Below are 23,080 nucleotides of genomic sequence, written 5' to 3'. Positions count from 1 at the left end.
CGCTTACAACTGTTGAGCGACCGTACTGGTCGATCCGCGAGCTCGCTTCGCCTCTCCCGCTTGCGGGGGAGGCCGGATCGCATCGTCAGATGCGATCCGGGTGGGGGCTCTCACCAAGATACGACTCGCGGACGGAGCCCCCACCCTAACCCTCCCCCGCAAGCGGGAGAGGGATCGCAGTCCCGATGCAGCCGGCCGCACTTGATCTCATCAGTCTCAGCTTCCGCTCTCGATCTTCTTCTTCAGCGCTTCCAGGCCGGCCTTGTAGAGCCCGCTCACCGCCTTCAGTGCGGCCTCGTCGCTCAGCTCCGGCGGCGGGTCGTTGTTCGGGAATCCGCGGTAGAACGCGCCGGCCCATTCCAGCTTCGACTTGCCGCCGGGCGCCGGCGACACCGACAGCGTCGAGGAATAATTGGTGACCGGCAGCACCTTCACGTCGACGGCGGTGATCCGGTACGAATAGCTCATCATCTCGGGCTCGTATTTGTAGAGCTCCTCGTCGATGGTGACGCCGGGTGCCAGCGTCAGCCGCCGCGTCGCGCCGATCTCGTTGCCCTTCTCGCCCTCGGTCTTGCTGACGCCGGCGAGCCAGCTCATGTCCTGGAAATTGCCGATCACCGCCCACACCTTGGCCTGCGGCGCGTCGATCTCGATGGATTCCCGCACCTTCTGCCGGGTCGGCCCGTGCGCCCACACGGCTCCCAACACAGCCAGCGCCGCCACCACGACGCCAGCCCTCGCGATCATCAGCCTCATCCTTGTCTCCTCGCCTTTCGGTCACCACGCCAGGCGCGCGCCGAACCTTTTGTGTGGGTATTCTGGACCAGATGGAAAGCGGCTTCTTGCACCAGAGCGAAGTCAGAACTTCCCCGTGGGACAAGCCTCCCGGCGCCCTTACTCCTCGATCACCGCCTCGACGAACCCCTTCGGGTCGTCGCAAAACTCGCGCATGACCTTGAAGTGATCCGTGTCCTTCAGGCTCACCGGTTCGAGGCCGTACTTCGTCAGCCGCAGCAGCGTCGCGTCCGGATAGGCCATCAGGACGGGCGAATGCGTGGCCATGATCACCTGGCAGTGGCCGGTCCCGTTCATCCGGTGCAGCAGCTTGAGGAATTCGATCTGCCGCGACGGCGACAGCGCGGATTCCGGCTCGTCGAAGATGAAGATGCCCTGCCGCTGGCAGCGCTCCTCGAAGAAGCGCAGGAAGCCCTCGCCGTGGGAATGCGACAGGAAGTCGGGCGGCAGCCCGCCGGCGTCTCGCGCGGCCTCGTCCAGATAGCGTGCGACCGAGAAGAAGCTCTCGGCGCGGAAGAACCAGCCGTTGGTGATCTTGGGCAGCCAGCTTGCACGCAGCGCCGCCGCAAGCGAGCCGCCCATTTTCTCCAGCGCACGGCCATGGTCGACCGGCCGATAACCCCTGCCGCCGCCGGCATCGTCATAGCCGGCCATCACGGCGATGCCCTCCAGCAGCGTCGACTTGCCGGTGCCGTTCTCGCCGACGATGATGGTAATCGCCTTGTCGAAGCTGAGCTCGAATTCGTCGCGCAGCAGCGGCAGCACGAAAGGGTACGCATCGCGAGCGGGAATGCGCTCGGGATCGAGCCAAACGCGCTTCAGATACGGCGCGGGCATGTTGATCGGGCGGTTTCGTCTGGCCATGTGCGCGGATCCGGGGAAACAACGGCGGGGCGCCCAGTTTATGATACGAGCCCGCAGCAATCATCCTAGATGGTTCGATGTCTCAATGCCCAGCAACGCCTACGCCCTCCTCCGCAAGGCAATCCTCACCGAGCAACAGGTGGTCTGCCTCTATGACGGCCGGCCGCGCGAGCAGTGCCCGCACATCATCGGCCACAACAAGAGCGGTGAAGAGGTCGTGCTGGCCTGGCAGTTCGCCGGCGAGAGCTCCGGCAAGCTGCCGCAATGGCGCTGCCTGCGGCTTGCTCATGTCAGCGACATCAGCCTGCGGAAGGGCCGCTGGCATGAGGGCGGCTCGCATCTGACAGAGCAGACCTGCGTGAGTGCGATCGACCTCGACATCAACATCCATGTCCGCAAGCGGCGGTGAGCGGCCGGCGACCATGTCGCAAGAATCCGGACGTCCGTCTCACAGGCGGCGCCACACCCTCAGTGTCGTCCCGGCGAAAGCCGGGACCCATAACCACAAATGCCGATTGTTATGCACCGCTGGAACGACGAGTCCCGTCAACAACATCTGCTGCGGCGTATGGGTCCCGGCCTTCGCCGGGACGACAGCGGAGGACGCGGCGCGATATCGGCTCCAGCAAATGCCGCGATCGAGGCGACACGCTACGGCCGCTCCGCCTCCTCCAGCACCTCCAGCACCAGCTCCATCGTCATCAGCACCGGATTGTCGCCGCGCACCAGCCGTCCCTCGGCGATGCCGCCGAGATAGTCGACCAGCGCGATGTCGAGCTCGGCGTGCAGCAGGCCATCTTCGTCGGCCGCGATCTGCCCGGCGGTCACCGCAAGCTCGGTCGCGAACGGCACCACGCTGTGGCCGTCGGCAAAGACGGCGCCGATGGTCGAACCGACGCCGCCATGCAGCCGCGCGCGCAGGATGCCGTGGTGGCGGCAGAAGCCCTCCAGCGCGCAAGCGAAATCCTGGTTCGGGCGCATCCGCAACGCGAAGGCATGGCTGGTGGTCTTCGCACCCGCTGGCGCGCGGACGACGGGACCGAACAGCTTGAAATTGGTCTCGCTGTCGGGCTCGGCCAGGAACGTCGCGCCGTCGATCCCGAACGCACTGACCTCGAACGGCTCGGCGACGATGGTCTCGTCCGGCAGCATGTGGCCGCCGTTGAAGCGGCCGTCGGCCTCGGTCCACAAGCCGTGGCAATGAAAGAACGGCGCGCCGTCGCGCTCGCCGAAGGTCAGCGCCGCGAGCTTGAGCCGCGTCACGCCGTCGGGACGGAACGTGTCGCTGTAGAACGCGGCGTTGACGCCGTCCTTCGACAGCGACGGCATCACATAGGCGAACGGTCCGAGCGCACCGCCCGTCGCGCTCAGCACGCCGCTGGAAAAGCCTTGCGCCGCAAAGCCGCGGCGCACGGCTTCGAGCAAGGGAATGCCGGCCTCGAGCATGAATGAAAAGGCGCGGCCGCGTGCGGAGACCCACTGGATGCGCTCCGCGACCGGCGCGCCAGGCTGGGCGATGCTACGCATCGCCCTACGCGTCCGTCGATTTGGCGATCACCTCGAGCAGCCCGCGCGCCTCGAGCTCGTCGCGGATCAGCCGCTTCGGCACCTTGCCGTAGCCGGACTTCGGCAGCGCTTCCCAGAAGAAGAAGCGTTTTGGCATCTTGTAGCGCGGCACCCTTGGCGCGAGATACGCCGCAAGCTCCGCCTCGGCGACCGCCTCGGCGCCCTCGCGCGCGACGCAGACGGCGACGCCGACCTCGCCCCAGAACGGATCGGGCACGCCGAGCACGGCGACCTCGCCGACCGCGGGATGCGTCAACAGCTTCTCCTCGATCTCGCGCGGATAGATGTTGGAGCCGCCGGAGATGTACATGTCGGAGGCGCGGCCGGTGATGTAGACGAAGCCCTCCTCATCCATATGGCCGAGGTCGCCAGTCCGGAACCAGCCGTCGCGAAACGCCTTCGCATTGGCCTCGGGATTGTCGTAGTAGCCGGCGAATACGCCGGGCCCGATCACGCAGATCTCGCCGGTCTCGTGCGCTTTCAGTTCGCGGCCGTCGTCGCCCTGGATCGAGACCTGCATGCCGGTGCGTTCGAAGCCGCAGGTGCCGATCCGCGCATGCGGTCCATCCTCGGGATCGTGCAGGCCGGGCGGCAGCACGGTGATGTTGCCGGTGACCTCGCCGAGGCCGAAATACTGCACCAGCACGCCGCCGAGCTTGTTCAGCGCCGCCTTCTGGTCCTCGCGATACATCGGCGCGCCGGCATAGATGATGTAGCGCAGCGAGGAATGGTCGTGCTGGTCGGCCGCGGGATGCTCGACCATCATCTTCAGGATGGTCGGCACCGTGAACATGTTGCTGACGCGGTGCTTCGCAATCAGGCGATACGCCTCGGCGATGTCGAACTTCTCCGACGGCAGCAGGATGGTCGGCACGCCGCGCGCGGTCTGCACCAATTGATGCACGCCGGCGCCATGCGACAGCGGCGCCACCACCAGCGAGGCGTCGTCCTCGGTGGTGCCGGGCATCAGGTCGGCGAGATGGTTGGTGATCACGAAGGCCATCTGGCCGTGGGTCAGGACCGCGGCCTTGGAGCGGCCTGTGGTGCCGGAGGTGAAGAAGAACCAGCAGGGATCGTCGTAGTCGACGGCAACGTTCTCGACCGTGGCGCCCGCATGCCTGGCGATAACGTCACCGACCGTCGCCTCGCCGAAGGTGCCTTGCTCGCCGAAGCTGTTTTGCTCGCCGATCCGCCAGACGAATTCCAGCGCGGGATTGGCGGCCGCCTTGGCGTGCTCGGGGAAGTCGGCGTGGCACAGAAACGCCTTGGCGCCGGAGGTCGCCGCCAGATAGGCCACCTCGTCCGGCATCAGGCGGAAATTGGTCGGCACCCAGACCGCCCCGAGCCGGAACGCCGCGAACATCGACCAGAACATCTCGTCGCAGTTCTTGGAATGCACCAGGATGCGGTCGCCCTTGCCGATGCCGCGAGCAGCCAGCGCCGCCGCCAGCGCCGAGACGTTCTGGTCGATATGGCGCCACGACCAGGCCTTCTCGTTCCAGATGAAGCCGGGACGATCGCCGTGGCGGCGGGCGTTCTGGGTCAGGATGTAGGCGAGGTTCATCACCCGGCGCGACACCCGCGCGATCCCGCCGCGCGGCGCGGTTCCAGCCGTCCCGCTCATTGCCGCCCCGCCGATACGCACAACAGACAGGGCATGGTCAGGACGGTCATCGGGTATTTCCTTGGTCAGAACCGGGCGTCTTCAAGCGCCGCAAGGGGTTGGTACCACCCGGTTTATCGCCAAGCAGCGCGCCTCGGCAAGGCCCGCCGGGGCGCAGCGCGATGATACCGCGCGCCGGCGGCGGCCAGCCCGATCTGCCCGGCTCCGACCGCTACTGCGGATACTTGGCCAGGTCCTGCTCGCTCAGGTTCCAATCCTGCCAAAGCTGCAACGCGCCGATCAGCGCCACCAGCGCGCCGAGCAGGATGTGCCACAGCTGCAGCGACTGGTCTTCCGAATAGCCGAAGATGTTGGGCGACGCGATCAGCCAGAGCCCGAGCAGAATGCTCGCCACCTCCTCCCAGCGATGCAGCGCGACATATTCGAGCTGGGCGAGGCCCAGCACCAGCATGCCGACCACGAAGCTGTTGAGCACCAGATGGCTGCGTTCGACGTCGACGACGTCGCTCACCTGCACCGGAAACCAGGGCGACACCATGATCAGCACGCCGAGCAGCATGCCGATCCAGTCCTCCCAGGGGCGGTGTGTGCCGAAGAAACGATTGTCCGACATGACGAACCTCCTTGCGACAAGGGCATACGTCAGCGGCCGGCCTTACCACTCCGTACCAGACGACCATCGGGCCGCATCACGGGCGTATGTCTCGGATCAAGCCTAATCGAATTGCGCCGGCCCGCAAGGCCCGATCGGCATGTGTGCAACGCGGCAGGACCGACGGCTGCGGGCGATGTGCGTTACCGTGTCCCGTCGAGCCGCGCCAGCGCTTCCTTGGCGGTCTTCAGATCTGGCTGCAGCTCGAGCGCCTTGCGGAAATCGGCCGCCGCGCCCCTCTTGTCGCCGAGCCGCAGCTTGGCCTGGCCGCGGTTGTTCCAGGAATAGACGTCCGCGGGATCGTATTGCAGCGCCTTGTCGTAGTCGGCGAGCCCGCCCTTGTTGTCGCCCTGGAACAGCCGGATCATGCCGCGGTTGCGCCAGCCGCGCGCGTCGGTCGGCGCAAGCTTCGTCGCCTCACCGTAGTCGGCGGCGGCGCGGTCGAGCTGCTCGGCCTCGCGGTAGACATTGCCGCGGTTGATATAGGCGAGCACGTTGGGATCGAGCTTGATCTCGGTGGTGAAGTCGGCGATCGCATGCGCCGCGTCGTGCTTGCGGTAGTAGACGAAGCCGCGATTGCCATAGGCCGTGGAGAGCTGCGGACTATACTTGATGGCGAGGTTGAGATCGGCCAGCGCGCGCTCGAGATCGCCCTTGTTGAGCCAGGCATCGCCGCGATTGTTGTAGGCCATCGCAAAACCCGGATCGATCCGGATCGCCTCGTCATAGTCGGCGATGGCATGATCGAGATCCTGCTTGAAGGCGTAGACGCGGCCACGGTTGGTGTAGGCGCAGGCAAATGCGGGATCGAGCTTGATCGCCTCGTTGAGGTCGGCGAGCGCGGCATCGAACTCGCGCTTCTCGGTCAGGCCATGGCCGCGGTTGCAATAGGCGCCGGCCAGATGCCTGCCGGTCTGGGTCTTGCCGTCGATGACGGCCGTGCAGGCAGTCACGCGGTCGCCCGGGGCCGTCGCGGAGCCGATGCAGGTCTGCCAGCTCGGATCATCGGCTGCAACCGCTTGCGGGGGATTTGGCAGCGTCAGGGCGGCGCCGAGCAATGCGGCGGTCAGGCAGGCCGAAATGCGCATATCGTCAATCCACAAATGCCAATATGCGGGTTGGTCGCGGCTTTGCACCGGCGGGTTCACGCGCTTAGATCAAGGCCAGTGAATCAAGTCAGGATTTTGCGATGGCTGCCGTCCGCGACAACAGGGACCACAACCGCTTTGAGCTCGACACCGAGGGCGGTCTCGCCTTTGCGAATTACCGGCGGACGCCGGCGGCCGTGATCATCACCCATACCGAGACACCGCGCGCTCTGCGCGGTCGCGGCATTGCGTCGGCGCTGGTCAAGGGCGCGCTGGAGCTGATCCGCGCCGACGGCCGCAAGGTCATCGCCGGCTGCGGCTTCGTGGTGGACTACCTCAACAAGCACCCGGAATATGCGGACCTCGCCGGCTAGCGCCGTTCTGGTCAGACGATCTTGATCGACATGTCTGGCAAGCCTTCGAGCTTGCAGAGCAGCACGTCGCCCTTGACGACCGGGCCGACATTCTCCGGCGTACCGGAATAGATGATGTCGCCGGCCTTCAGCTCGAACGCCTCGGAGAGCTTTGCGATCTGCTCGGCGACGCTCCAGATCATGTTCTTCAGATCCGAGCTCTGCCGCGCCGTGCCGTTGACCGCGAGCGAGATCGCGCCTTGCGTGAAATGGCCGGTCTTGTCGGCCGGATGGATCGGCCCGAGCACCGCCGCATGGTCAAAGCTCTTGCCGATCTCCCACGGCTTCTTCTCCGCGGCCATGCCGTTCTGCAGATCGCGCCGCGTCATGTCGAGGCCGAGCGCGTAGCCATAGACGTGCTCGAGCGCCTTGTCGGCGGGAATGTTGCTGCCGCCGGACTTCAGCGCCGCGACCAGTTCGACCTCGTGGTGATAGTTCTTGGTCAGCGACGGATAAGGATGATCGGCGACGATGCCGACCGCGACATTCTGGATCGCATCGGTCGGCTTCTGGAAGAAGAACGGCGGCTCGCGCGTCGGATCGGAGCCACGCTCGATCGCGTGCGCAGCATAGTTGCGGCCGATGCAGTAGATGCGGCGGACCTGGAACACCTCGGCGGCACCGGCGATCGGGATCGTCACGGCCGGCACCGGAAACAGCGCCTTCGGCGCGGCCTCGGCGTGGGCCGGCGCGGATTGCGTCGCGGCGCCGGCCAGTGCGAGGGCGCCGGTCGCAAGCATCGTCCGGCGATCAAGATCAGTCATGAGCGTTCTCCTTCTTGTTTGCCGATCTATAGATGCTCGCCGATCCATAAAAAAGGGCCCGCGCTGGCGCGGGCCCTGGCCGTGTGCGGGATGATGATCCCGTCAGTGCTTGATGTCAGCAGGCAGCACGCCGCCATTGGCCGCGAGCTTGGCCATCACCTGCTTGTGCAGCCAGATGTTCATGCTGGCGGAATCGTTGGTGTCGCCGCTGTAGCCGAGCTCCTTGGCGAGCTCCTTGCGGGCCGACAGGCTGGAGTCGATGTCGAGCGCCTTCATCAGGTCGACGATCGAGGTGCGCCACTCGAGCTTCTCGCCCTTGGCGGCGACCGCCTTGTCGAGGATGGGGGCGACGTCAACGGACTGGGCGGGCGCAGCACCAGCAGGCACTGCGGCAGGAGATGGCGACGCGCTGCCGGATCCACCGGCGGGAGCTGCGCTTGTGGCCGTTCCACCGGCGGGCGCCGCGCCGGCGCTGCTGCCGAAGATAGCGCCCATGATTTTTCCGAAAATGCTCATCGTTCGCTCCCAAGAGAGTTGAGATGTGAAGGTCACACGGCAACGCGCCGGCTGACCGCGGTCGCAGTTCAAGTGTATCGCCCCCTCAATACCTTGCCAATGCGACATTCACTTAAGCGTGAGTGCTTTTGCCGCGGTTTGGGAGTAGCCTCACTCAACAGTTCGCGACACGGCCAGTTCCCTGCTCTGTCTTTCGCGTCTGGCTTGCTCGTGATCGCTTCGAGAGACGGTACGTTTGTGCCCGCGCGCCGGGCGCAGAATGCGCCCGCCCAGAGGGAGACAACGACCATGGCCACACCATACCAAGGCAATGTCACATCGATGACGCAGAGCGGACAAGGTGCCGCGTCTGCGCCCGTCATCCGCACCATCGGCCTGTCCGATTTGCACCAAGCGCTGCGTCTCGGCTGGGAAGACTTCAAGGCGGTGCCAAGCCACGCCATCATCCTGTGCCTGATCTATCCGGTGCTCGGCATCGTGCTCGCGCGCACCGTGCACGGCTATTCCGTGCTGCCCCTGCTGTTTCCGTTGGCCGCGGGCTTTGCCCTGCTCGGCCCGTTTGCCGCGATCGGCCTCTACGAGATGAGCCGCCGCCGCGAGGACGGCGGTGAAGCATCTGCGTGGGACGCCATTCAGGTCTTCCGCTCGCCGTCATTCGGCGCAATGCTCGGGGTCGGAACGATCTTGTTCGCGCTGTTCGTGACCTGGATTGCGACCGCGCAGGCGATCTACACGGCGGTGTTCGGTTATGCGATTGCGGCTGACATTCCCGATTTCGCCGAGCGCGTGCTCACCACGCCGCAAGGCTGGTGGCTGATCGTGGTCGGCTGCAGCGTCGGCTTCCTGTTCGCGCTCGTGGCGCTTTGCATCAGCGTGGTCGCCTTCCCCATGATGCTCGATCGCCAGGCCAGCGCCGGCGAAGCCATGGTGACGTCGATGCGCGCCGTCGCGCAGAACCCGGTGCCGATGGCGGCCTGGGGCCTGATCGTCGCCGTGCTGCTGGTGCTCGGCACGATCCCGTTCTTCCTCGGGCTTGCCGTCGTGATTCCCCTGCTCGGTCACGCCACCTGGCATCTCTATCGCGAGGTCATCGTCAAGGATCCGAACGCACGGCCGGTGTTCCCCGAGCCGCGCGAGCGCAAGCCCGCCGCCGACTTCCCCGCCAACCTATTCCCGTGGCGGCGCAGCGATCGCGGATAAGCGCCGGTCAACCTGAGCTCGTAAACCTCACAGCAACCGCCGGCCGATACATTCGGCCGGCGGTTTGTCGTCCCGGACCGTCAAATGGATGTGAAGTTGGCGTGGCATTTGCAGCGCGACCCGAGAAGAACAGCCCTATCACGAGCCTTGTTTTGGCCGCTGTTGCCGCGAACATACCCGCCGCGTTGCGCGACCAATCGATGACATCGCAGACTCCGGAGTGAAATTGCCTATGACCTCTCGCTTGTCCTTTCACACCCTCGCCGTTGGAGCATGGCTCATGACCTCGACCGCGTCAGCGCTCGCCGCTCAATGCGGCACGGGCACGTTCGAGTCCTGGCTCGACGATTTCAAGAAAGAGGCAGTGGCAAAGGGTATTTCACAGAACGCGATCCAGGCCGGGCTGAATGGCGTCACGCAGGACAAGGCGATCCTGGCGCGCGATCATTCGCAGCAGGTGTTCAGCCAGACCTTCGAGCAATTCTCGGGCCGCATGGTGCCGCCGCGGCTCAATCGCGGCTCCGACATGATGAAGCGCTACGGCTCGGTGCTGTCGCGTATCGAGGAAGCCTACGGCGTGCCCGGCGAAATCCTGGTCGCGATCTGGGGCCTGGAAACCGATTTCGGCGTCAACACCGGCAAGTTTCCAACCCTGCGTTCGCTGGCGACGCTGGCCTATGATTGCCGCCGCTCCGACATGTTCAAGGCCGAGTTGATGGATGCGTTGCGCATCGTCGAGCGCGGCGATCTCGCACCGCAGGAGATGCGCGGGGCCTGGGCCGGCGAGATCGGCCAGACCCAGTTCATGCCGTCGTCCTACATCAAGTTCGCGGTCGACTTTGACGGCAACGGCAAGCGCGACCTCCTGCACAACGTGCCGGACGTGCTGGCGTCGACGGCGAACTTCCTGAAGAGCTACGGCTGGAAGAAGGGCAAGGGCTGGGAGCCCGGCAGCGAGAATTTCGCGGTCATCCAGCAGTGGAATAAGAGTGAGGTGTACGCCAAGACGATCGGCTACTTCGCCACCCAACTCGCCAAAGCACCATAAGATGATACGTCGCCATAAGGTACGTCAAAGGGCCACGGCCCCGGGCAAGCGGCCTTGATAGCCTTGACCAAAGATTACTTGTCGCGGTCACAGCGAGTGGTCAGAACGATGCGCAAGTGACCGAGAGCGTGAGGCCAACCGACTGCTGGTGAAAGCGCTGCCTGTATGCGGTGCCAATCTCCGTCAAGCGTGCCAGGGTCTCCGGGGTCTCGGCAGCGATGATGCGCACGACAAAGGACTGCTCGCGTGTGATCCGGCCCGTGTCCCGGTCGCGCCACTGGCCAGAAGCCCTGAGCAGGGTCAATCCATCTGGAAAGCGCGGTGTCACTTCCCTCAGAAGGAAGTCCGACCACTGGGCGTCCGATACGCTGCCATGTCCGGCGATACGACGTCCAAACAACAGTTCGGCCTGCATCATCGACTTGCCATTGATCAGCTGGCACGAAGTTGCTGCGCTTTCGGCGGCGGATGTTTGACTTCCCGCAACGAGGACAAGCCACGCCGCGGCGTGGATCAGTGCGCGCATGAAAATTCGAACTGTGAGCTTTGCCGCTCCGGCTGGCGACGTCTTGGGTGTTGCGGTCCGGTATACGATCCAGGCAAACGGTAACATTCGGAGGAACACGGCCAGTACGCCGATGATGCCCATGGCAAGCCTGACGTCGCCGCGCGCGACATCAACACGCAAAAGTAGCGCTAAAATCACCTCTTATCCTTCTGCGAGCAGCCAGTCTTGCGCCATGGGTTTTAGTGACTTGTCCGCCTGCCGGCTTGGACATGAGCGACAACACATTGGAGGAAAACGACTTGGCGGGTCGGTATTTCAATCTGCATACGGTTCGGCCAGTGGGACGTGCGTTCCACCCGGACTGCACTCGCCGCTCGCGTGGAACCGCGGATGGAACATACGTAGGACGCTTTGACAGAGCCAAGTCGTTGGCTAGAAGCCCTGCGTCGCGTTGGCTTGTTGCCGCCGAACCGGGTCGCCTTGGTGAACCAGACGCGGCATTCCGGCGACATCTGTTGCGACAGCTTGAGTTTCCCGATGACCTCGACGGCCAACGACGTTGCACTTTCCCGGTTTTCCCTGGAAGATTTTGCCGAGAAGGACCGTATGGCCGCATGGCGAGATCTGTACGGTCGACTGGTGCTGCAGGCCGAGCTCGCGCCACTGCCGGATCATTCCTTGCATGCGGACGTGACCGTGCGGATGCTGCCCGGGCTGTCCATCACGTCAGCCAGCATGTCGGCGTTTCGCTACGAGCGGGGTGCCGAGCAGTTGGCGGATGGCAATGACGGGCTTGTCCTGGTGATGGGCTCGCACGATGCCATGATGGTGCAGCGTGGACGCGAGGTCACGTGGAGCGCCGGCGACGGGTTGTTGCTCAGCTCGGCGGATCCGGTCGCGATGGTCTGCCCCGCCCCGGCGAAGATTCTGTGCCTTCACGTTCCACGGCCGGCGCTGGCGCCGCTGGTGAGCAGCGTCGATTCCTCCGTGATGCAGCCCATTGCGCGCTCCACCGAAGCGCTGAAATTGTTGGTGAGCTATGTTGGAGCGCTGCAGGAGGACGATGCGCTTGCCACGCCTCAGCTACAGCACCACGTGGCCTCGCATGTGCACGATCTGATCGCTGTGGCACTCGGCGCAACGAGAGATGCCGCAGCTCTTGCCCATGGGCAGGGCGTCCGCGCAGCGCGGCTGCGTGCCATCAAGGCCGATATCATCGACCATCTCAATCATGGCAATCTCACGGTTGCGGCTGTAGCGCGGCGGCACGGCGTCACCCCGCGCCAAGTGCAACGGATGTTTGAGGGCGACGGGACCACATTTTCACAATTTGTGCTTGGGCGCCGTCTCGCGCGAGCCCATCGATTGCTCGTCAATCCGCGCTACGCCGATCGGCCTGTGAGCGCGGTCGCCTTTGAGGTTGGTTTCGGCGACGTGTCCTATTTCAACCGCACCTTTCGCCGGCAATACGGAGCGCCCCCCTCGGACGTGCGTGAATCGGTGCGGAGAGGGCTGATCGCGAACAGCGGCTCCTGATTCAATCCGGACCGATCGCGCTCCAGCCAAATAAAAAGGGCCGATTGCCCCAGGCAATCGGCCCTTGTCGTCATGATCAAAGCTTACTTCGCCATGCTGGCTTCAGCGGCCTTGCCGAGGTGTTCGCCGCATGCGCCCCACTTGTTGTTCAGCATCGCGTCCTGGGCGAGCGAGACTTCCTTCTCCGCCGCGAATTTGACCTCATTGTCAGCCATAGCTTCGACGGCCGCTTCAGTCTTGCCGAAATTGGCGCCGCTGCAGCCGACGCCCATGTGATGGCGATGAGCGGCCTGAGCCGGGGCAACAGCGTAAACGACGGCAGCCATGGTGGTTGCTGCGATCAATGTCTTGATCATGGGATGTTCCATCTTTTGTTCTTGAACAGAATCCTGCGTGATTGCGGAATCTGCGGAATGATTATTCGCTGTTCCCGGCACCGTTCAGAATGAACTTCGCGCGATACGAATGTGATGAGCGCTGCACGCGTATCGCGCATGCGTTGCATAGTGTTTTGATTACAAGCCGGTAAGGAAGCGGCGCCGCATTGGCGATGCTGGAGGCGTTCACTTCAGTCGACGCATTTCCGATAAGCAGCAGGCGATTCCCCGCGACATCCTGCACCCGGCCGACATCCGCGCCGCGGAAAGTGCCGTGTTACCTCATGAGTCAATGCGGCCGATTGACGCTACGTCCGTCGAGCGTCCGCGCCATCATATAATGAACTTATAATCACTTCTAACGGCAAGATATTGCATGCGAATCACGCATGGGACACATCGACGTGATCATTCACTCACAACGCCATTTCAGCTTGATCGCGCGGTCTGTAATTACCACATATTTAACGCGGTAAAGGCCAGCGGAATTCTATCAACTCACTGATCTATAGAAGATTTTATCGAGAGCGGCGATACCGACGGAACTTCCGCCCTCGGCATCGTTCTTGATGCCGCAAACGGTTAACCGGAACTTACCTCCGCCATGCGTTTTTAGCTTAGCTGCATCGCAACATTGGAACTACCGCACTGCACTATATCATCTATATTCACTTCAACGATGAGGCTTTGGAAAAGCTGAATCTGAACTACTAGGAGACTACCATGTTGCTCTCGCTCATCCGCATGATCCAGGCTTTCCGGGATTATCAGCGCAATGTCAGCGAACTGTCCCAGCTCAGCGATCGCGAACTGGCCGATATCGGCCTCGATCGCTCGGACATTCCGCGCGTTGCCGCCGGTACCTACAACGGCTAATCGGCCGCAAGCCATCTGATGAACGGATAACGCCCGCTTCCACAGCGGGCGTTCTCGTTTTCAGAGCCAGTCCGTTCCGATGGCATCGGAACGGACAGGCTCTGATCCCCTTGGTTTGACGCGTTTCTTCACGCGAACCGGTATCCACTTCGCTTGGAACGCTTCCGGCGCAGTTTCAGATGCATATGGTCACGAAACGCGCTAACGCTGCGCGATGACACCGCATCAATCCTCTTCCCAACCTGTGCACATCGTGGGCGCGGGGCTCGCCGGCTCGGAAGCCGCCTGGCAGGTCGCCAATTCCGGCGTCCGCGCCGTCCTGCACGAAATGCGCCCGCAACGGATGACCGAGGCGCACCGGACCGACGGCTGCGCCGAACTGGTCTGCTCGAACTCGTTCCGCTCGGACGACGCGGCCAACAACGCCGTCGGGCTGCTGCACGCCGAGATGCGGCGGCTGGGCTCCCTCATCATGCGCTCGGCCGATGCCAACCAGGTGCCCGCCGGCGGCGCGCTCGCCGTCGACCGCGACGGCTTTTCCGCCGCCGTCACCAAGGCGCTCAACGAGCATCCGCTGATCGAGATCAGCCGCGAGGAAGTCGCAGGCCTGCCGCCGGCCGACTGGAGCAACGTCATCGTCGCAACCGGTCCCCTCACCTCGGCACCACTCGCCGACGCCATCAGGCAGCTGACCGACGAGAACGCGCTGGCCTTCTTCGATGCGATCGCGCCGATCGTGCACAAGGATTCCATCGACATGTCGGTGGCCTGGTTTCAGTCGCGCTACGACAAGGTCGGTCCCGGCGGCACCGGCGCCGACTACATCAACTGCCCGATGACCAGGGAGCAATATGACGCCTTCGTCACGGCGCTGCTCGGCGGTGAGAAGGTCGACTTCAAGGATTGGGAGACCAACACGCCGTATTTCGACGGCTGCCTTCCGGTCGAGGTGATGGCCGAGCGCGGTCACGAGACGCTGCGCCACGGACCGATGAAGCCGGTCGGATTGACCAATCCGCACGATCCGACGGTGAAGCCATATGCGATCGTCCAGCTGCGGCAGGACAACAAGCTCGGCACGCTCTACAACATCGTCGGCTTCCAGACCAAGCTGAAGCACGGCGCGCAGCAGCGCGTGTTCCGCACCATCCCGGGCCTCGAGAATGCGGAGTTCGCCCGCCTCGGCGGCCTGCATCGCAACACCTTCCTGAATTCGCCAAAACTGCTCGATGGTCAGCTGCGCCTGCGCGCACAGCCGCGGCTGCGCTTCGCCGGGCAGATGACGGGCTGCGAGGGTTATGTCGAGTCGGCCAGCGTCGGCCTGATTGCCGGCCTGTGCGCCGCCGCCGACATGCGCGGCGCCGCGCTGACGCCACCGCCTGCCACCACCGCGCTCGGCGCGCTGCTCGGCCACATCACCGGCGGCCATATCGAAACCATCGACGCCGGTTCACGCTCGTTCCAGCCGATGAATATCAATTTCGGTCTGTTCCCGCCGCTGGCCAGTGCACCGACCAAGAAGCCGGACGGCTCACGGCTGCGCGGCAACGAGAAGACCGTCGCCAAGAAGCAGGCGATCAGCGCGCGGGCGCTCGCCGATCTCGATCACTGGATCGCAGAGCACCTGCGCGTTGCGGCAGCGGCCTGACAGCCATGAGCTTGCCGAAAGACGACGACGCCACCCTGTCGGCGCGATGGAGCCAGGGTGTGCTGCTCAAGCGCGACGTGTTCTCGACCGTCGAGCGCGGCCGCTTCCGCGCCGATGACGGCGAAGTCGAGGGCGTGCTGCGCCGGCTCGATCAGGTGCCGTTCTGGTCGTTCGCCGTGGCGCTGCATCTGTTCTCGCGCGAACGCCGCGCGCTGACCCTGGCGCGCGACCTCGACGTTGGGCCCAAGCTGTTGTGGGCCGGCCGGCGCGCGCTGGTGCGCGGCTTCATCGACGGCGCGGCGCTGCATCTGGCGAAGCCGCATGGCGACGTCGCGTATTTCCGTTCCGCCAAGGCCGCATTGCGCAAGCTGCATCGCGCCGGCATCTGTCACAACGACCTCGCCAAGGAGCAGAACTGGCTTGTCGGCCGCGACGGCCGCGCTTATCTCACCGACTTCCAGCTCGCCGCCTGCTTCAAGACCCGAAGCCGGCTGTTCCGCATCGCAGCCTATGAGGATCTGCGGCATCTCTTGAAGCACAAGCGCAGCTACGCGCCGGAGGCGTTGACGCCGATGGAACGCAAGGTGCTTGCGAAGAAGTCCGCGGCCGCCAGCATCTGGCTGAAAACCGGCAAGAAGGTCTATCAGGCGATCACGCGCGGCATCTTCAATTTCACCGACCGCGAAGGCGGCGGCCGGCGGCTGGTCAACGACGCGCCCGTGCTGGTCGATTTGATCCGCAGGAATCCTGACGTGCGCGATACCGCGATCGTCGCCTTTGCCGACCGACGCGTCGGCGTCGGTCTCTACGCCTTCGTCGAGGCGGATCAGTCGGCGCTGGAAAAAACGCTGCGCAGCGAGCTTGCCGCGGCCAAGGGCGTCAAGCCGCCCGAGCACATCCAGATCGTGCACGCATTGCCGCGCGATGCGGCCGGCAAGCCGCGCACCGAAATCCTCCAGCTCGTCGCGATGAATCAGATCGACCTGATCGAGCCGATGATGCGCAGCGACGCCGATCGCGAGTTCCTCAAGGACATCCTCGAGCAACGCAAGAATCTGCGCGATCGATTCAATTTCGAGGTAGCGGAGATGGATCGGCCCGCCGGCTAATTTGCGCGCATCTTGCCGTGCGCGTGGCCCCTCGACAAACGCGGCGCGAAGCCCCACTCTTTGCGTGGGCTAGCGCGCTCAAGGGACAAGTTTAATGCCACTCACCCGTGGCCGTATCGGGGGATATGATTCCGAACGATTGGCGTTCGGATTCACCATGATGCACGGCGACCAGGAAGTTGAATGCCAGATCAGCGACGCCGCAATGGACGAACTGGCCGGCACGCGTGGAACAGCGAGCATGGCGCGGCAGGCGCAATTCGTCGCGTTGCGCGACGCGGTCGAACAGATTGCATCCGACATTTATGACAGCGGCCCGATGGTGAAGGGCGTAACGGTCCGGATCTTCACCAAGCACATCTCGAAGGAACCGAGCTAGCGGCCGAACTCTTCGGTGCGCGCGGCTCGCCACAAGGTCCACAGCGTGCGCAGGCGCGAGACCGGCTTCGGCAGGAACGGATCGTTATCGGCTCTCCTCGCCCGGCTCAGCTCGCGCCTGACGTGAGCGAGCGGCAGGAAGATCGGCCGCACGCCGGATGGCACATCGGCAAGCAGCCCGAATGCGGTCTTGAGATGGCCCTGGGCCTCGTCCGCAAGCTGATCGATCGCAGCGCGGATGTTCGGCGTCGGCTTGCCGGCAAACACCTCCTCCTTGCTGCTGCCGTGCTGCTGCAGCAGCTGCAACGGCAGAAACAGCTGCTGCCGCGATGCGTCGCGGCCCAGCGCTGCAATGACCTGCGCCATGCCCTGGGCAAGACCGGCATGGCGGGCAAGGTGATCGATCGCCTCCGATGGCCGCGCCACCACGCGCGTGGCCTGCGAGAACAGCACTGAGGCCGTGGCGTCGAGATAACCTTCGAGCGCGGCCAGCGACGGCATCGGGTCGTTGTAGAGATCGAACTGGTGCTCCTCGACCAGCTGTGAGAACGGCGAGACCGGCAGGCGGTGATTGCGGATCGCGTAGAGCAGCTCGGCCGCGACCGGATTACCCTCGACGCCGCCGTGCCCGGCGCCTGCCAGCATGTCGGTCCACCATTGTAGCCGCATCTCGCCGGGCAGCGGCTGGCTGACCTGCTCGTGCACGCGCGAGACCTCGATGTTGAAGGCATAGATCGCGAGCAGCGCCCGGCGCTCCGGACCCGGCAGGAACAAGGTCGATGCGTAGCGCACGAAGTCATGGCTCCGCACCAGATCGGCGCAGAAGGCTGCGCCGTCGCTCGGCGCCTCCACCGCGCTCATGGCACCGCGATCAGCGCCGCCGCGACCCGGCGCCGCTCACCCAGCATGATGTTGTAGGTGCGGATCGCAGGGCCCGTCTGCATCGGGTCGAGTACCACGCGGACCGCACGCAAGGCTTCGCGCAGGCCCTTTGGCGGCACCCAGACCTCGGTGCCGGTGCCGACGATCAGCGTGTCGATCGCATTGGCGGCCGCGAACACCTTTTGCAGCGAATATTCGTCGATCTCCTGCGGCTTCGTGACCGGCCAGGCCCAGATCGAGTCCGGCAGGCACAGCAGCGAACCGCGGTGCGACATATCGGCAAACGCGAAACCGCCCTTGCCGTAGGCCTCGATCGGCGCCGACCTCGGAAGATGGGGAGCGTCCGAGGGGTTGCTCATGTCGGCTACTTCTTGGCTGCTGCCGCGTCCGACTTCTTGGCCGGCGCGTCCTGCGCCTCACCCCGCGTGGTGTGGACGCCGAGATAGATCAGGATCGGTGCGGCGATGAAGATCGAGGTGTAGGTGCCGACCAGCACGACGCCGAACATCATCACGGCGGTGAAGCTGTGGATCGCCTGGCCGCCGAACAGCAGCAGCGCGAGCAGCGCCAGCGTCACGGTGACGTGGGTGATGATCGAACGCGACAGCGTCGAGTTGATCGATTCGTTCAGCAACTGCGGCATCGGCATCTTTTTGTAGCGCCGCAGCATCTCGCGGATACGGTCGTAAATGACGACGGTGTCGTTGAGCGAGTAGCCGAGAATCGTCAGCAGCGCCGCGATGCTGGTGAGGTCGAAATCGACCTGGGTGATCGACATGAAGCCGATCGTGAGCACGATGTCGTGGACGTTGGCGATCATGGCGCCGAGCGCGAACTGCCACTCGAACCGGAACCAGAGATAGATCAGGATGCCGATAATCGCGAACATCAGGCCGATCATGCCGTAGGCAAGCAGCTCGCCGGAGACGCGCGGTCCCACCACTTCGACGCGGCGGTAATCGACGGATTCGCCGAGCGCGCCGCGCACTTTCGTGACCGCATCCTGTTGCGCCTTGTCACCGCCGGGCTGCTCGGCGACGCGGATCAGGACTTCGGCCGGACCTCCGAACTGCTGCAGCTGCACCTCGCCGAGGCCAAGGCCGTTCAGGGTCGTGCGCATTGCGGCAATGTCGGCCGTACCGGATTTGGACCGCACCTCGAGCAGCGTGCCGCCCTTGAAGTCGATGCCGAAATTCAGGCCGTGGGTGAAGAACAGCGTGATGGCGAGGATCGAAAGCAGCGCCGAGATCGGGAAGCTGATGCGGCGGAAGCGCGTGAAGTCGAAATGCGTGTTGTCGGGGACGATGCGCAGCGACGGCAGCAGGCCGAGCGCCGCGACCACGGTCAGCACGGCGATCAGGATGCCAAGGCCAATGAGAACGGTATGGGTCACGAGAGGCCTCTCAGATCGGCACGGTTTGCGGCCGCTTCCACCGCACCCATGTCGCGACGATTAGGCGCGTCAGGGTAAAGGCGGTGAACACCGTGGTGATGATGCCGATGCCGAGCGTCACGGCAAAGCCGCGAACCGGCCCGGTGCCGATATAGAACAGCACGGCGGCGGCGATGAAGGTGGTGATATTGGAGTCGAGGATGGTCGCCAGCGCCCGCTTGAAGCCGGCGTCGATCGCCGAGATCGCGTTGCGGCCGCCGCGCAATTCCTCACGGATGCGCTCATAGATCAGCACGTTGGAGTCGACCGCGATGCCGACGGTCAGCACGATGCCGGCGATGCCGGGCAAGGTCAGCGTGGCGTTGAGCAGCGACAGCAGCCCGAAGATCATGGCGACGTTGATGGCCACCGCAATGTTGGCGAACACGCCGAACAGCCGATAGGTGATCAGCATGAACACGATGACCAGGATCGAGCCGACATAGGCGGCAAGCTCGCCCTTCTCGATCGAGTCCTGCCCGAGGCCGGGACCGACGGTGCGCTCCTCGACCACGGTCAGCGGCGCCGGCAGCGCGCCGGCGCGCATCAGGATCGCCAGATCATTGGCCGACTGCACGGTGAAGCTGCCGGAGATCTGGCCCTGTCCGCCGGTGATCGGCTCGCGGATCACCGGTGCCGAGATCACCTTGTTGTCGAGCACGATCGCAAACGGCTGGCCGACATTGTCGGCGGTCGCCTGTGCGAATTTGCGCGCTCCCGACGTGTTGAACTTGAAGCTGACGATCGCCTCGCCAGTGCGCTGGTCAAAGCCTGGCTGGGCATCGGAGAGCTCGCCTCCGGACACCAGGACCTGCTTCTTGACGACATACGGAACCGGCGGCGGCGACGCGCTCATCAACAGTTCGGAGTCGGGCGGCACCCGGCCCTGCTGGGCCTGATCGGCCGACACCGAGGTGTCGACCATGCGGAATTCCATCTTCGCGGTCTTGCCGAGCAGCTCCTTCAGACGGGTCGGGTCCTGCAGCCCCGGCACCTGCACCAGGATGCGGTCGGTGCCCTGACGCTGGATCAGCGGCTCGACGGTGCCGAGCTCGTTGACGCGGCGCTCGACGATCTGGATCGACTGCTCGATGGTCTTGCGCATCCGCTCGATCATCGCGGGCTGCGACACGGTCAGGCGGATCAAGCCGCCACCGGCATCGGTCACGTCGACATCGCGCTGGCCACTTGAGCCGAGCAGGCCGCCGATCGGCTGCGCCACCTCGCGAAGCTTGGTCATCGCCGCCGGAACATCGGCCTCCTTCGCGATCCGCGCCTCGACGCCGTCGTTGCGGATCTGCACGCCCCCCCGTGAACTGGATCTTGGCGTCACGCAGCGCCTTTCGCGCATCATCACGCACCTGTTCGAGTTTATCCTTCTTCACGTAGTTGGCGTCGACCTCGAGCAGCAGATACGAGCCGCCCTGCAGATCGAGGCCGAGCACGAGGCGCCGCTGTGCCCAGGCCGGCCAAGTCTTGACCTGCGCTTCGGGGAAGAAATTGGGCACGGCGCACAGGCAGACCACCAGCGCTGTCAGGATAATCCCCAGCGCTCGCCACCGCGTGAAATACAACATCGAATTGACCTGTCAGATTCGGCAAAAGGCTTCCGCGGCAATCAGCTCGCGGATGCCTCGTCCTTGGCGTCGCCCTTCGCCGGCTCACCCTTGGTCCGCACGCCCGAAATCATCTGGCGCATCTGCCGCACGCGGACGCCGTCCGAAATCTCGAACTCGATCTGGTCGTCGTCGACCACCTTGGTCACCTTGCCGACGAGGCCGCCCGAGGTCACCACGGTGTCGCCGCGGCGGATGTTCTTCACGAGGTCCGCATGATCGCGCACCTTCTTCTGCTGCGGGCGCAGAATCAGGAAGTACATAATGACGAAGATCAGCACGAATGGCAGCAGCGACATCAACATGCTGTTGGTGTCACCACTTGCTCCAGCCTGAGCAAACGCAGGAGTAATCAGCATTCGGACGATCCTCGGATAAGACGGGAAAGAACCGGCAGTGCCCTCGACCTTCGGGGCGGTATGGCGGTCCGGACAAATTCGCGCGGACTATAGCGGCCGCGGTCCCAATTGCAACGTTAACGGACCTTCATTTAGGGCGCTTGCGGGACCGCCGCCAGCCCGATAAGGCTGCGCCGACAGGAACTGGACAAATGCCGAAAAAAGCCAAAAAAACCACCAGTAAAACAACCAGCAAAACCGCCCCCAAGGCTGCCGCCAAGCGTGACGCAAACGCCGCGACAAAACGCCCGGCAACGGCGCTCGACGGCGCTGCCGCCGAGCGGATCGCGAGTGCCCTGGAGGCCATTGCGAGCCGCCTCGCAGCCGCCTCCCCGGCGTCCGATCCGGCTCGCTCGTTCGGCGCCGCGGACGCCTTTGTCTGGCATCCGGACGGCCGCCTTGCCGCGGTGCCGCGCGTCAGCCGCGTCGAGATCGGCCTGCTCAAGGGCGTCGACCGGATGCGCGATATCCTGATGGAGAACACCGAACGCTTCACCGACGGACTGCCCGCCAACAATGCGCTGCTCTGGGGCGCCCGCGGCATGGGCAAGTCGTCGCTGGTCAAGGCCGTGCACGCCAGCATCAATGTCGACCGCAAGCCGGCCGACCGGCTGAAGCTGATCGAGATCCATCGCGAGGACATCGAGAGCCTGCCGGGCCTGATGGAGCTGCTGCGCGGCTCCGCGTTCCGCTTCATCGTGTTCTGCGACGACCTCTCCTTCGACGGCAACGACGCCTCGTACAAGTCGCTGAAGGCGGTGCTGGAAGGCGGAATCGAGGGACGCCCCGACAACGTCATCCTCTACGCCACCTCGAACCGGCGGCACCTGCTGGCGCGCGAGATGATCGAGAACGAACGCTCGACCGCGATCAATCCGGGCGAAGCGGTCGAGGAGAAGGTGTCGCTGTCGGATCGCTTCGGCCTCTGGCTCGGCTTCCACCGCTGCAGCCAGGACGAGTACCTCGCGATGGTGAAAGGCTATTGCGACCATTACGGCATCAAGATCGCCGAGGACGAACTCGAACGTGAAGCGCTCGAATGGTCGACCACCCGCGGCTCGCGCTCGGGCCGCGTTGCCTGGCAGTACACGCAGGAGCTCGCCGGCCGGCTCGGCGTGCGGCTGAGCGGGGCCTAGCGCAAGCGGCGCGTGCAGCGGACCGCGGGCCTTCTGAATCCGGCGCGGCATGGGTACACTCGGACCCATGCCGGCTGACCCAAGCATGACTGCGAGACGCTGTGGCGAGTGCACCGCTTGCTGCGATGGCTGGCTGAAGATCCGGATTCGCGACCACGACGTCCATCCCGGGCAGCCGTGCCCGTTCAGCAGCGCAGGCAAATGCACGATCTACGCCGAGCGTCCGGTCGATCCCTGCCGGAATTTCGTCTGCGGATGGCTGGCGCCGACGAGCCCGCTGCCCGACTGGATGCGTCCGGACAGATCCGATCTCATTTTCCTTCCGGCAAGCTTCGTCTGGCGGACGATCCCGGTTGACGTCGCGGTCGCCGTCGGCGCCCGCCCGAAGGCAAAGGCGCGCGCCTGGCTCGAAGCCTTCAGCCGTGACATGCGACGGCCCCTGCTGCTGCAGTCGGACGGCGAATGGCACGCGTACGGGCCACCGCAATTCCTGCGCGAGATGGTCGAGCGGATATCAAGCGGCCTCGACCCAATGAGGTAACATAAAACCTCACGCAAGCGCACCCTCGCTTGGAATTGGCATGCATTATCCCAATTTCGCTGTGTGGTGTTGCATCGCAATAGCAACTTGTCAGCAACACTGACACAGTTCGC

Annotated in this window: 25 protein-coding genes and 1 pseudogene; 11 read left to right on the top strand and 15 right to left on the bottom strand. The window is 64.5% G+C overall.

Annotated elements, in window-relative coordinates; genetic code table 11:
* Window positions 1–216 precede the first annotated feature (216 nt).
* Window positions 217–756 (bottom strand): SRPBCC family protein, encoded by a 540-nt coding sequence (locus tag AC628_RS07810; protein ID WP_074126146.1) that lies wholly within the window; start codon window positions 754–756, stop codon window positions 217–219.
* A gap of 138 nt (window positions 757–894) precedes the next feature.
* Window positions 895–1,659, bottom strand: a complete 765-nt coding sequence (locus AC628_RS07805) for an AAA family ATPase (protein WP_074126145.1) — start codon at window positions 1,657–1,659, stop codon at window positions 895–897.
* An 85-nt stretch (window positions 1,660–1,744) separates the two neighbouring features.
* On the opposite strand from AC628_RS07805, the gene AC628_RS07800 reads away from it, so the two are divergent.
* Window positions 1,745–2,068 carry a hypothetical protein gene (locus tag AC628_RS07800; protein WP_074126144.1) on the top strand — a complete coding sequence of 108 codons (324 nt, stop codon included), beginning with the start codon at window positions 1,745–1,747 and terminating at the stop codon, window positions 2,066–2,068.
* Window positions 2,069–2,310: 242 nt separating this feature from the next.
* On the opposite strand, the gene AC628_RS07795 is transcribed toward AC628_RS07800, so the two are convergent.
* From AC628_RS07795 to AC628_RS07780, 4 genes are all read right to left on the bottom strand, one after another.
* On the bottom strand, window positions 2,311–3,186 hold the full coding sequence (locus AC628_RS07795; RefSeq protein WP_074126143.1) for a PCC domain-containing protein: 876 nt from the start codon (window positions 3,184–3,186) through the stop codon (window positions 2,311–2,313).
* A 4-nt stretch (window positions 3,187–3,190) separates the two neighbouring features.
* A complete protein-coding gene (locus tag AC628_RS07790) occupies window positions 3,191–4,849 on the bottom strand; it encodes an acyl-CoA synthetase (protein WP_074126142.1) in 1,659 nt (552 codons plus the stop codon).
* A gap of 211 nt (window positions 4,850–5,060) precedes the next feature.
* A complete protein-coding gene (locus AC628_RS07785; RefSeq protein WP_074126141.1) occupies window positions 5,061–5,462 on the bottom strand; it encodes an SPW repeat protein in 402 nt (133 codons plus the stop codon).
* Window positions 5,463–5,644: 182 nt separating this feature from the next.
* Entirely contained in the window at window positions 5,645–6,589 is a 945-nt protein-coding gene (locus tag AC628_RS07780) for a tetratricopeptide repeat protein (RefSeq protein WP_074126140.1), read from the bottom strand.
* 101 nt (window positions 6,590–6,690) lie between these two features.
* Here AC628_RS07780 and AC628_RS07775 point away from each other — a divergent pair, with 101 nt between their 5' ends.
* The gene (locus AC628_RS07775) at window positions 6,691–6,963 is read left to right on the top strand and encodes a GNAT family N-acetyltransferase (RefSeq protein WP_074126139.1); all 273 of its coding nucleotides are present in this window, start codon (window positions 6,691–6,693) and stop codon (window positions 6,961–6,963) included.
* A gap of 11 nt (window positions 6,964–6,974) precedes the next feature.
* Here the strand turns inward: AC628_RS07775 and AC628_RS07770 are convergent, their stop codons facing one another.
* On the bottom strand, window positions 6,975–7,766 hold the full coding sequence (locus AC628_RS07770) for a fumarylacetoacetate hydrolase family protein (RefSeq protein ID WP_074126138.1): 792 nt from the start codon (window positions 7,764–7,766) through the stop codon (window positions 6,975–6,977).
* Between the two features lie 102 nt (window positions 7,767–7,868).
* Window positions 7,869–8,282, bottom strand: coding sequence for a DUF3597 domain-containing protein (locus AC628_RS07765; protein ID WP_074126137.1), 414 nt, complete (start codon window positions 8,280–8,282; stop codon window positions 7,869–7,871).
* A gap of 288 nt (window positions 8,283–8,570) precedes the next feature.
* Here AC628_RS07765 and AC628_RS07760 point away from each other — a divergent pair, with 288 nt between their 5' ends.
* Together AC628_RS07760 and AC628_RS07755 are read left to right on the top strand one after the other, a co-directional pair.
* The gene (locus AC628_RS07760) at window positions 8,571–9,482 is read left to right on the top strand and encodes a DUF2189 domain-containing protein (RefSeq protein WP_074126136.1); all 912 of its coding nucleotides are present in this window, start codon (window positions 8,571–8,573) and stop codon (window positions 9,480–9,482) included.
* A 280-nt stretch (window positions 9,483–9,762) separates the two neighbouring features.
* Window positions 9,763–10,530 carry a lytic murein transglycosylase gene (locus AC628_RS07755; RefSeq protein WP_502689547.1) on the top strand — a complete coding sequence of 256 codons (768 nt, stop codon included), beginning with the start codon at window positions 9,763–9,765 and terminating at the stop codon, window positions 10,528–10,530.
* A 100-nt stretch (window positions 10,531–10,630) separates the two neighbouring features.
* Here AC628_RS07755 and AC628_RS07750 read toward each other — a convergent pair whose 3' ends face one another.
* Window positions 10,631–11,236: a DUF3574 domain-containing protein gene (locus AC628_RS07750; RefSeq protein ID WP_210190173.1), complete on the bottom strand. Its 606-nt coding sequence runs from the start codon at window positions 11,234–11,236 to the stop codon at window positions 10,631–10,633.
* Window positions 11,237–11,575: 339 nt separating this feature from the next.
* Here AC628_RS07750 and AC628_RS07745 point away from each other — a divergent pair, with 339 nt between their 5' ends.
* The gene (locus AC628_RS07745; protein WP_074126150.1) at window positions 11,576–12,574 is read left to right on the top strand and encodes an AraC family transcriptional regulator; all 999 of its coding nucleotides are present in this window, start codon (window positions 11,576–11,578) and stop codon (window positions 12,572–12,574) included.
* Window positions 12,575–12,657: 83 nt separating this feature from the next.
* Here AC628_RS07745 and AC628_RS07740 read toward each other — a convergent pair whose 3' ends face one another.
* Window positions 12,658–12,942: a hypothetical protein gene (locus AC628_RS07740; protein WP_074126134.1), complete on the bottom strand. Its 285-nt coding sequence runs from the start codon at window positions 12,940–12,942 to the stop codon at window positions 12,658–12,660.
* A gap of 732 nt (window positions 12,943–13,674) precedes the next feature.
* Between AC628_RS07740 and AC628_RS07735 the strand changes: the two genes are divergently transcribed.
* The 4 genes from AC628_RS07735 (at window position 13,675) to AC628_RS07720 (ending at window position 16,963) form a co-directional block, all read left to right on the top strand.
* A complete protein-coding gene (locus AC628_RS07735) occupies window positions 13,675–13,827 on the top strand; it encodes a DUF1127 domain-containing protein (RefSeq protein ID WP_016846063.1) in 153 nt (50 codons plus the stop codon).
* Window positions 13,828–14,041: 214 nt separating this feature from the next.
* The gene (gene trmFO, locus AC628_RS07730; RefSeq protein WP_074126133.1) at window positions 14,042–15,475 is read left to right on the top strand and encodes a methylenetetrahydrofolate--tRNA-(uracil(54)-C(5))-methyltransferase (FADH(2)-oxidizing) TrmFO; all 1,434 of its coding nucleotides are present in this window, start codon (window positions 14,042–14,044) and stop codon (window positions 15,473–15,475) included.
* A 5-nt stretch (window positions 15,476–15,480) separates the two neighbouring features.
* The gene (locus tag AC628_RS07725) at window positions 15,481–16,584 is read left to right on the top strand and encodes a serine/threonine protein kinase (RefSeq protein WP_074126132.1); all 1,104 of its coding nucleotides are present in this window, start codon (window positions 15,481–15,483) and stop codon (window positions 16,582–16,584) included.
* A gap of 94 nt (window positions 16,585–16,678) precedes the next feature.
* Entirely contained in the window at window positions 16,679–16,963 is a 285-nt protein-coding gene (locus AC628_RS07720) for a DUF1488 family protein (protein ID WP_074126131.1), read from the top strand.
* Here AC628_RS07720 and AC628_RS07715 read toward each other — a convergent pair.
* The 5 genes and pseudogenes from AC628_RS07715 to yajC all read right to left on the bottom strand — a co-directional run bounded on the left by AC628_RS07715 (window position 16,960) and on the right by yajC (window position 21,251).
* Window positions 16,960–17,823, bottom strand: coding sequence for a phytoene/squalene synthase family protein (locus AC628_RS07715; protein ID WP_074126130.1), 864 nt, complete (start codon window positions 17,821–17,823; stop codon window positions 16,960–16,962). The two genes, AC628_RS07720 and AC628_RS07715, sit on opposite strands and share 4 nt — an antisense overlap.
* Window positions 17,820–18,203, bottom strand: coding sequence for an Mth938-like domain-containing protein (locus AC628_RS07710; RefSeq protein WP_074126129.1), 384 nt, complete (start codon window positions 18,201–18,203; stop codon window positions 17,820–17,822). The genes AC628_RS07715 and AC628_RS07710 overlap by 4 nt, the downstream gene beginning before the upstream one ends.
* Before the next feature lie 5 nt (window positions 18,204–18,208).
* Complete coding sequence (secF, locus tag AC628_RS07705; RefSeq protein WP_074126128.1) at window positions 18,209–19,237, bottom strand: protein translocase subunit SecF; 1,029 nt, start codon at window positions 19,235–19,237, stop codon at window positions 18,209–18,211.
* Window positions 19,238–19,247: 10 nt separating this feature from the next.
* Window positions 19,248–20,853, bottom strand: a pseudogene (gene secD, locus AC628_RS07700) (protein translocase subunit SecD).
* Window positions 20,854–20,894: 41 nt separating this feature from the next.
* Window positions 20,895–21,251 (bottom strand): preprotein translocase subunit YajC, encoded by a 357-nt coding sequence (yajC, locus tag AC628_RS07695; protein WP_074126127.1) that lies wholly within the window; start codon window positions 21,249–21,251, stop codon window positions 20,895–20,897.
* Between the two features lie 191 nt (window positions 21,252–21,442).
* Between yajC and AC628_RS07690 the strand changes: the two genes are divergently transcribed.
* Both AC628_RS07690 and AC628_RS07685 read left to right on the top strand, forming a co-directional pair.
* Window positions 21,443–22,426 carry an ATP-binding protein gene (locus tag AC628_RS07690; protein ID WP_074126126.1) on the top strand — a complete coding sequence of 328 codons (984 nt, stop codon included), beginning with the start codon at window positions 21,443–21,445 and terminating at the stop codon, window positions 22,424–22,426.
* Window positions 22,427–22,511: 85 nt separating this feature from the next.
* The gene (locus AC628_RS07685; RefSeq protein ID WP_074126125.1) at window positions 22,512–22,967 is read left to right on the top strand and encodes a CxxCxxCC domain-containing protein; all 456 of its coding nucleotides are present in this window, start codon (window positions 22,512–22,514) and stop codon (window positions 22,965–22,967) included.
* The last annotated feature ends 113 nt before the right edge of the window (window positions 22,968–23,080 follow it).

Source organism: Bradyrhizobium sp. NAS96.2 (assembly GCF_001908235.1).
GTDB lineage: Bacteria > Pseudomonadota > Alphaproteobacteria > Rhizobiales > Xanthobacteraceae > Bradyrhizobium.
Note: the sequence above shows the minus strand (reverse complement) of the source record. Positions and strands in the feature narration are given on the sequence as shown.

Bases quoted from the DNA above. Each gene is read 5' to 3' on its own strand.
- AC628_RS07810 (WP_074126146.1), bottom strand. From the start codon at position 756: ATGAGGCTGATGATCGCGAGGGCTGGCGTCGTGGTGGCGGCGCTGGCT.
- AC628_RS07690 (WP_074126126.1), top strand. From the start codon at position 21,443: ATGCCGAAAAAAGCCAAAAAAACCACCAGTAAAACAACCAGCAAAACC.
- AC628_RS07790 (WP_074126142.1), bottom strand. From the start codon at position 4,849: ATGAGCGGGACGGCTGGAACCGCGCCGCGCGGCGGGATCGCGCGGGTG.
- AC628_RS07755 (WP_502689547.1), top strand. From the start codon at position 9,763: ATGACCTCGACCGCGTCAGCGCTCGCCGCTCAATGCGGCACGGGCACG.
- AC628_RS07800 (WP_074126144.1), top strand. From the start codon at position 1,745: ATGCCCAGCAACGCCTACGCCCTCCTCCGCAAGGCAATCCTCACCGAG.
- trmFO (WP_074126133.1), top strand. From the start codon at position 14,042: ATGACACCGCATCAATCCTCTTCCCAACCTGTGCACATCGTGGGCGCG.
- AC628_RS07720 (WP_074126131.1), top strand. From the start codon at position 16,679: ATGCCACTCACCCGTGGCCGTATCGGGGGATATGATTCCGAACGATTG.
- AC628_RS07735 (WP_016846063.1), top strand. From the start codon at position 13,675: ATGTTGCTCTCGCTCATCCGCATGATCCAGGCTTTCCGGGATTATCAG.
- AC628_RS07770 (WP_074126138.1), bottom strand. From the start codon at position 7,766: ATGACTGATCTTGATCGCCGGACGATGCTTGCGACCGGCGCCCTCGCA.
- AC628_RS07715 (WP_074126130.1), bottom strand. From the start codon at position 17,823: ATGAGCGCGGTGGAGGCGCCGAGCGACGGCGCAGCCTTCTGCGCCGAT.
- AC628_RS07780 (WP_074126140.1), bottom strand. From the start codon at position 6,589: ATGCGCATTTCGGCCTGCCTGACCGCCGCATTGCTCGGCGCCGCCCTG.
- AC628_RS07785 (WP_074126141.1), bottom strand. From the start codon at position 5,462: ATGTCGGACAATCGTTTCTTCGGCACACACCGCCCCTGGGAGGACTGG.
- AC628_RS07765 (WP_074126137.1), bottom strand. From the start codon at position 8,282: ATGAGCATTTTCGGAAAAATCATGGGCGCTATCTTCGGCAGCAGCGCC.
- AC628_RS07710 (WP_074126129.1), bottom strand. From the start codon at position 18,203: ATGAGCAACCCCTCGGACGCTCCCCATCTTCCGAGGTCGGCGCCGATC.
- AC628_RS07740 (WP_074126134.1), bottom strand. From the start codon at position 12,942: ATGGAACATCCCATGATCAAGACATTGATCGCAGCAACCACCATGGCT.
- AC628_RS07685 (WP_074126125.1), top strand. From the start codon at position 22,512: ATGACTGCGAGACGCTGTGGCGAGTGCACCGCTTGCTGCGATGGCTGG.
- AC628_RS07795 (WP_074126143.1), bottom strand. From the start codon at position 3,186: ATGCGTAGCATCGCCCAGCCTGGCGCGCCGGTCGCGGAGCGCATCCAG.
- AC628_RS07760 (WP_074126136.1), top strand. From the start codon at position 8,571: ATGGCCACACCATACCAAGGCAATGTCACATCGATGACGCAGAGCGGA.
- AC628_RS07725 (WP_074126132.1), top strand. From the start codon at position 15,481: ATGAGCTTGCCGAAAGACGACGACGCCACCCTGTCGGCGCGATGGAGC.
- yajC (WP_074126127.1), bottom strand. From the start codon at position 21,251: ATGCTGATTACTCCTGCGTTTGCTCAGGCTGGAGCAAGTGGTGACACC.
- AC628_RS07805 (WP_074126145.1), bottom strand. From the start codon at position 1,659: ATGGCCAGACGAAACCGCCCGATCAACATGCCCGCGCCGTATCTGAAG.
- AC628_RS07775 (WP_074126139.1), top strand. From the start codon at position 6,691: ATGGCTGCCGTCCGCGACAACAGGGACCACAACCGCTTTGAGCTCGAC.
- AC628_RS07745 (WP_074126150.1), top strand. From the start codon at position 11,576: ATGACCTCGACGGCCAACGACGTTGCACTTTCCCGGTTTTCCCTGGAA.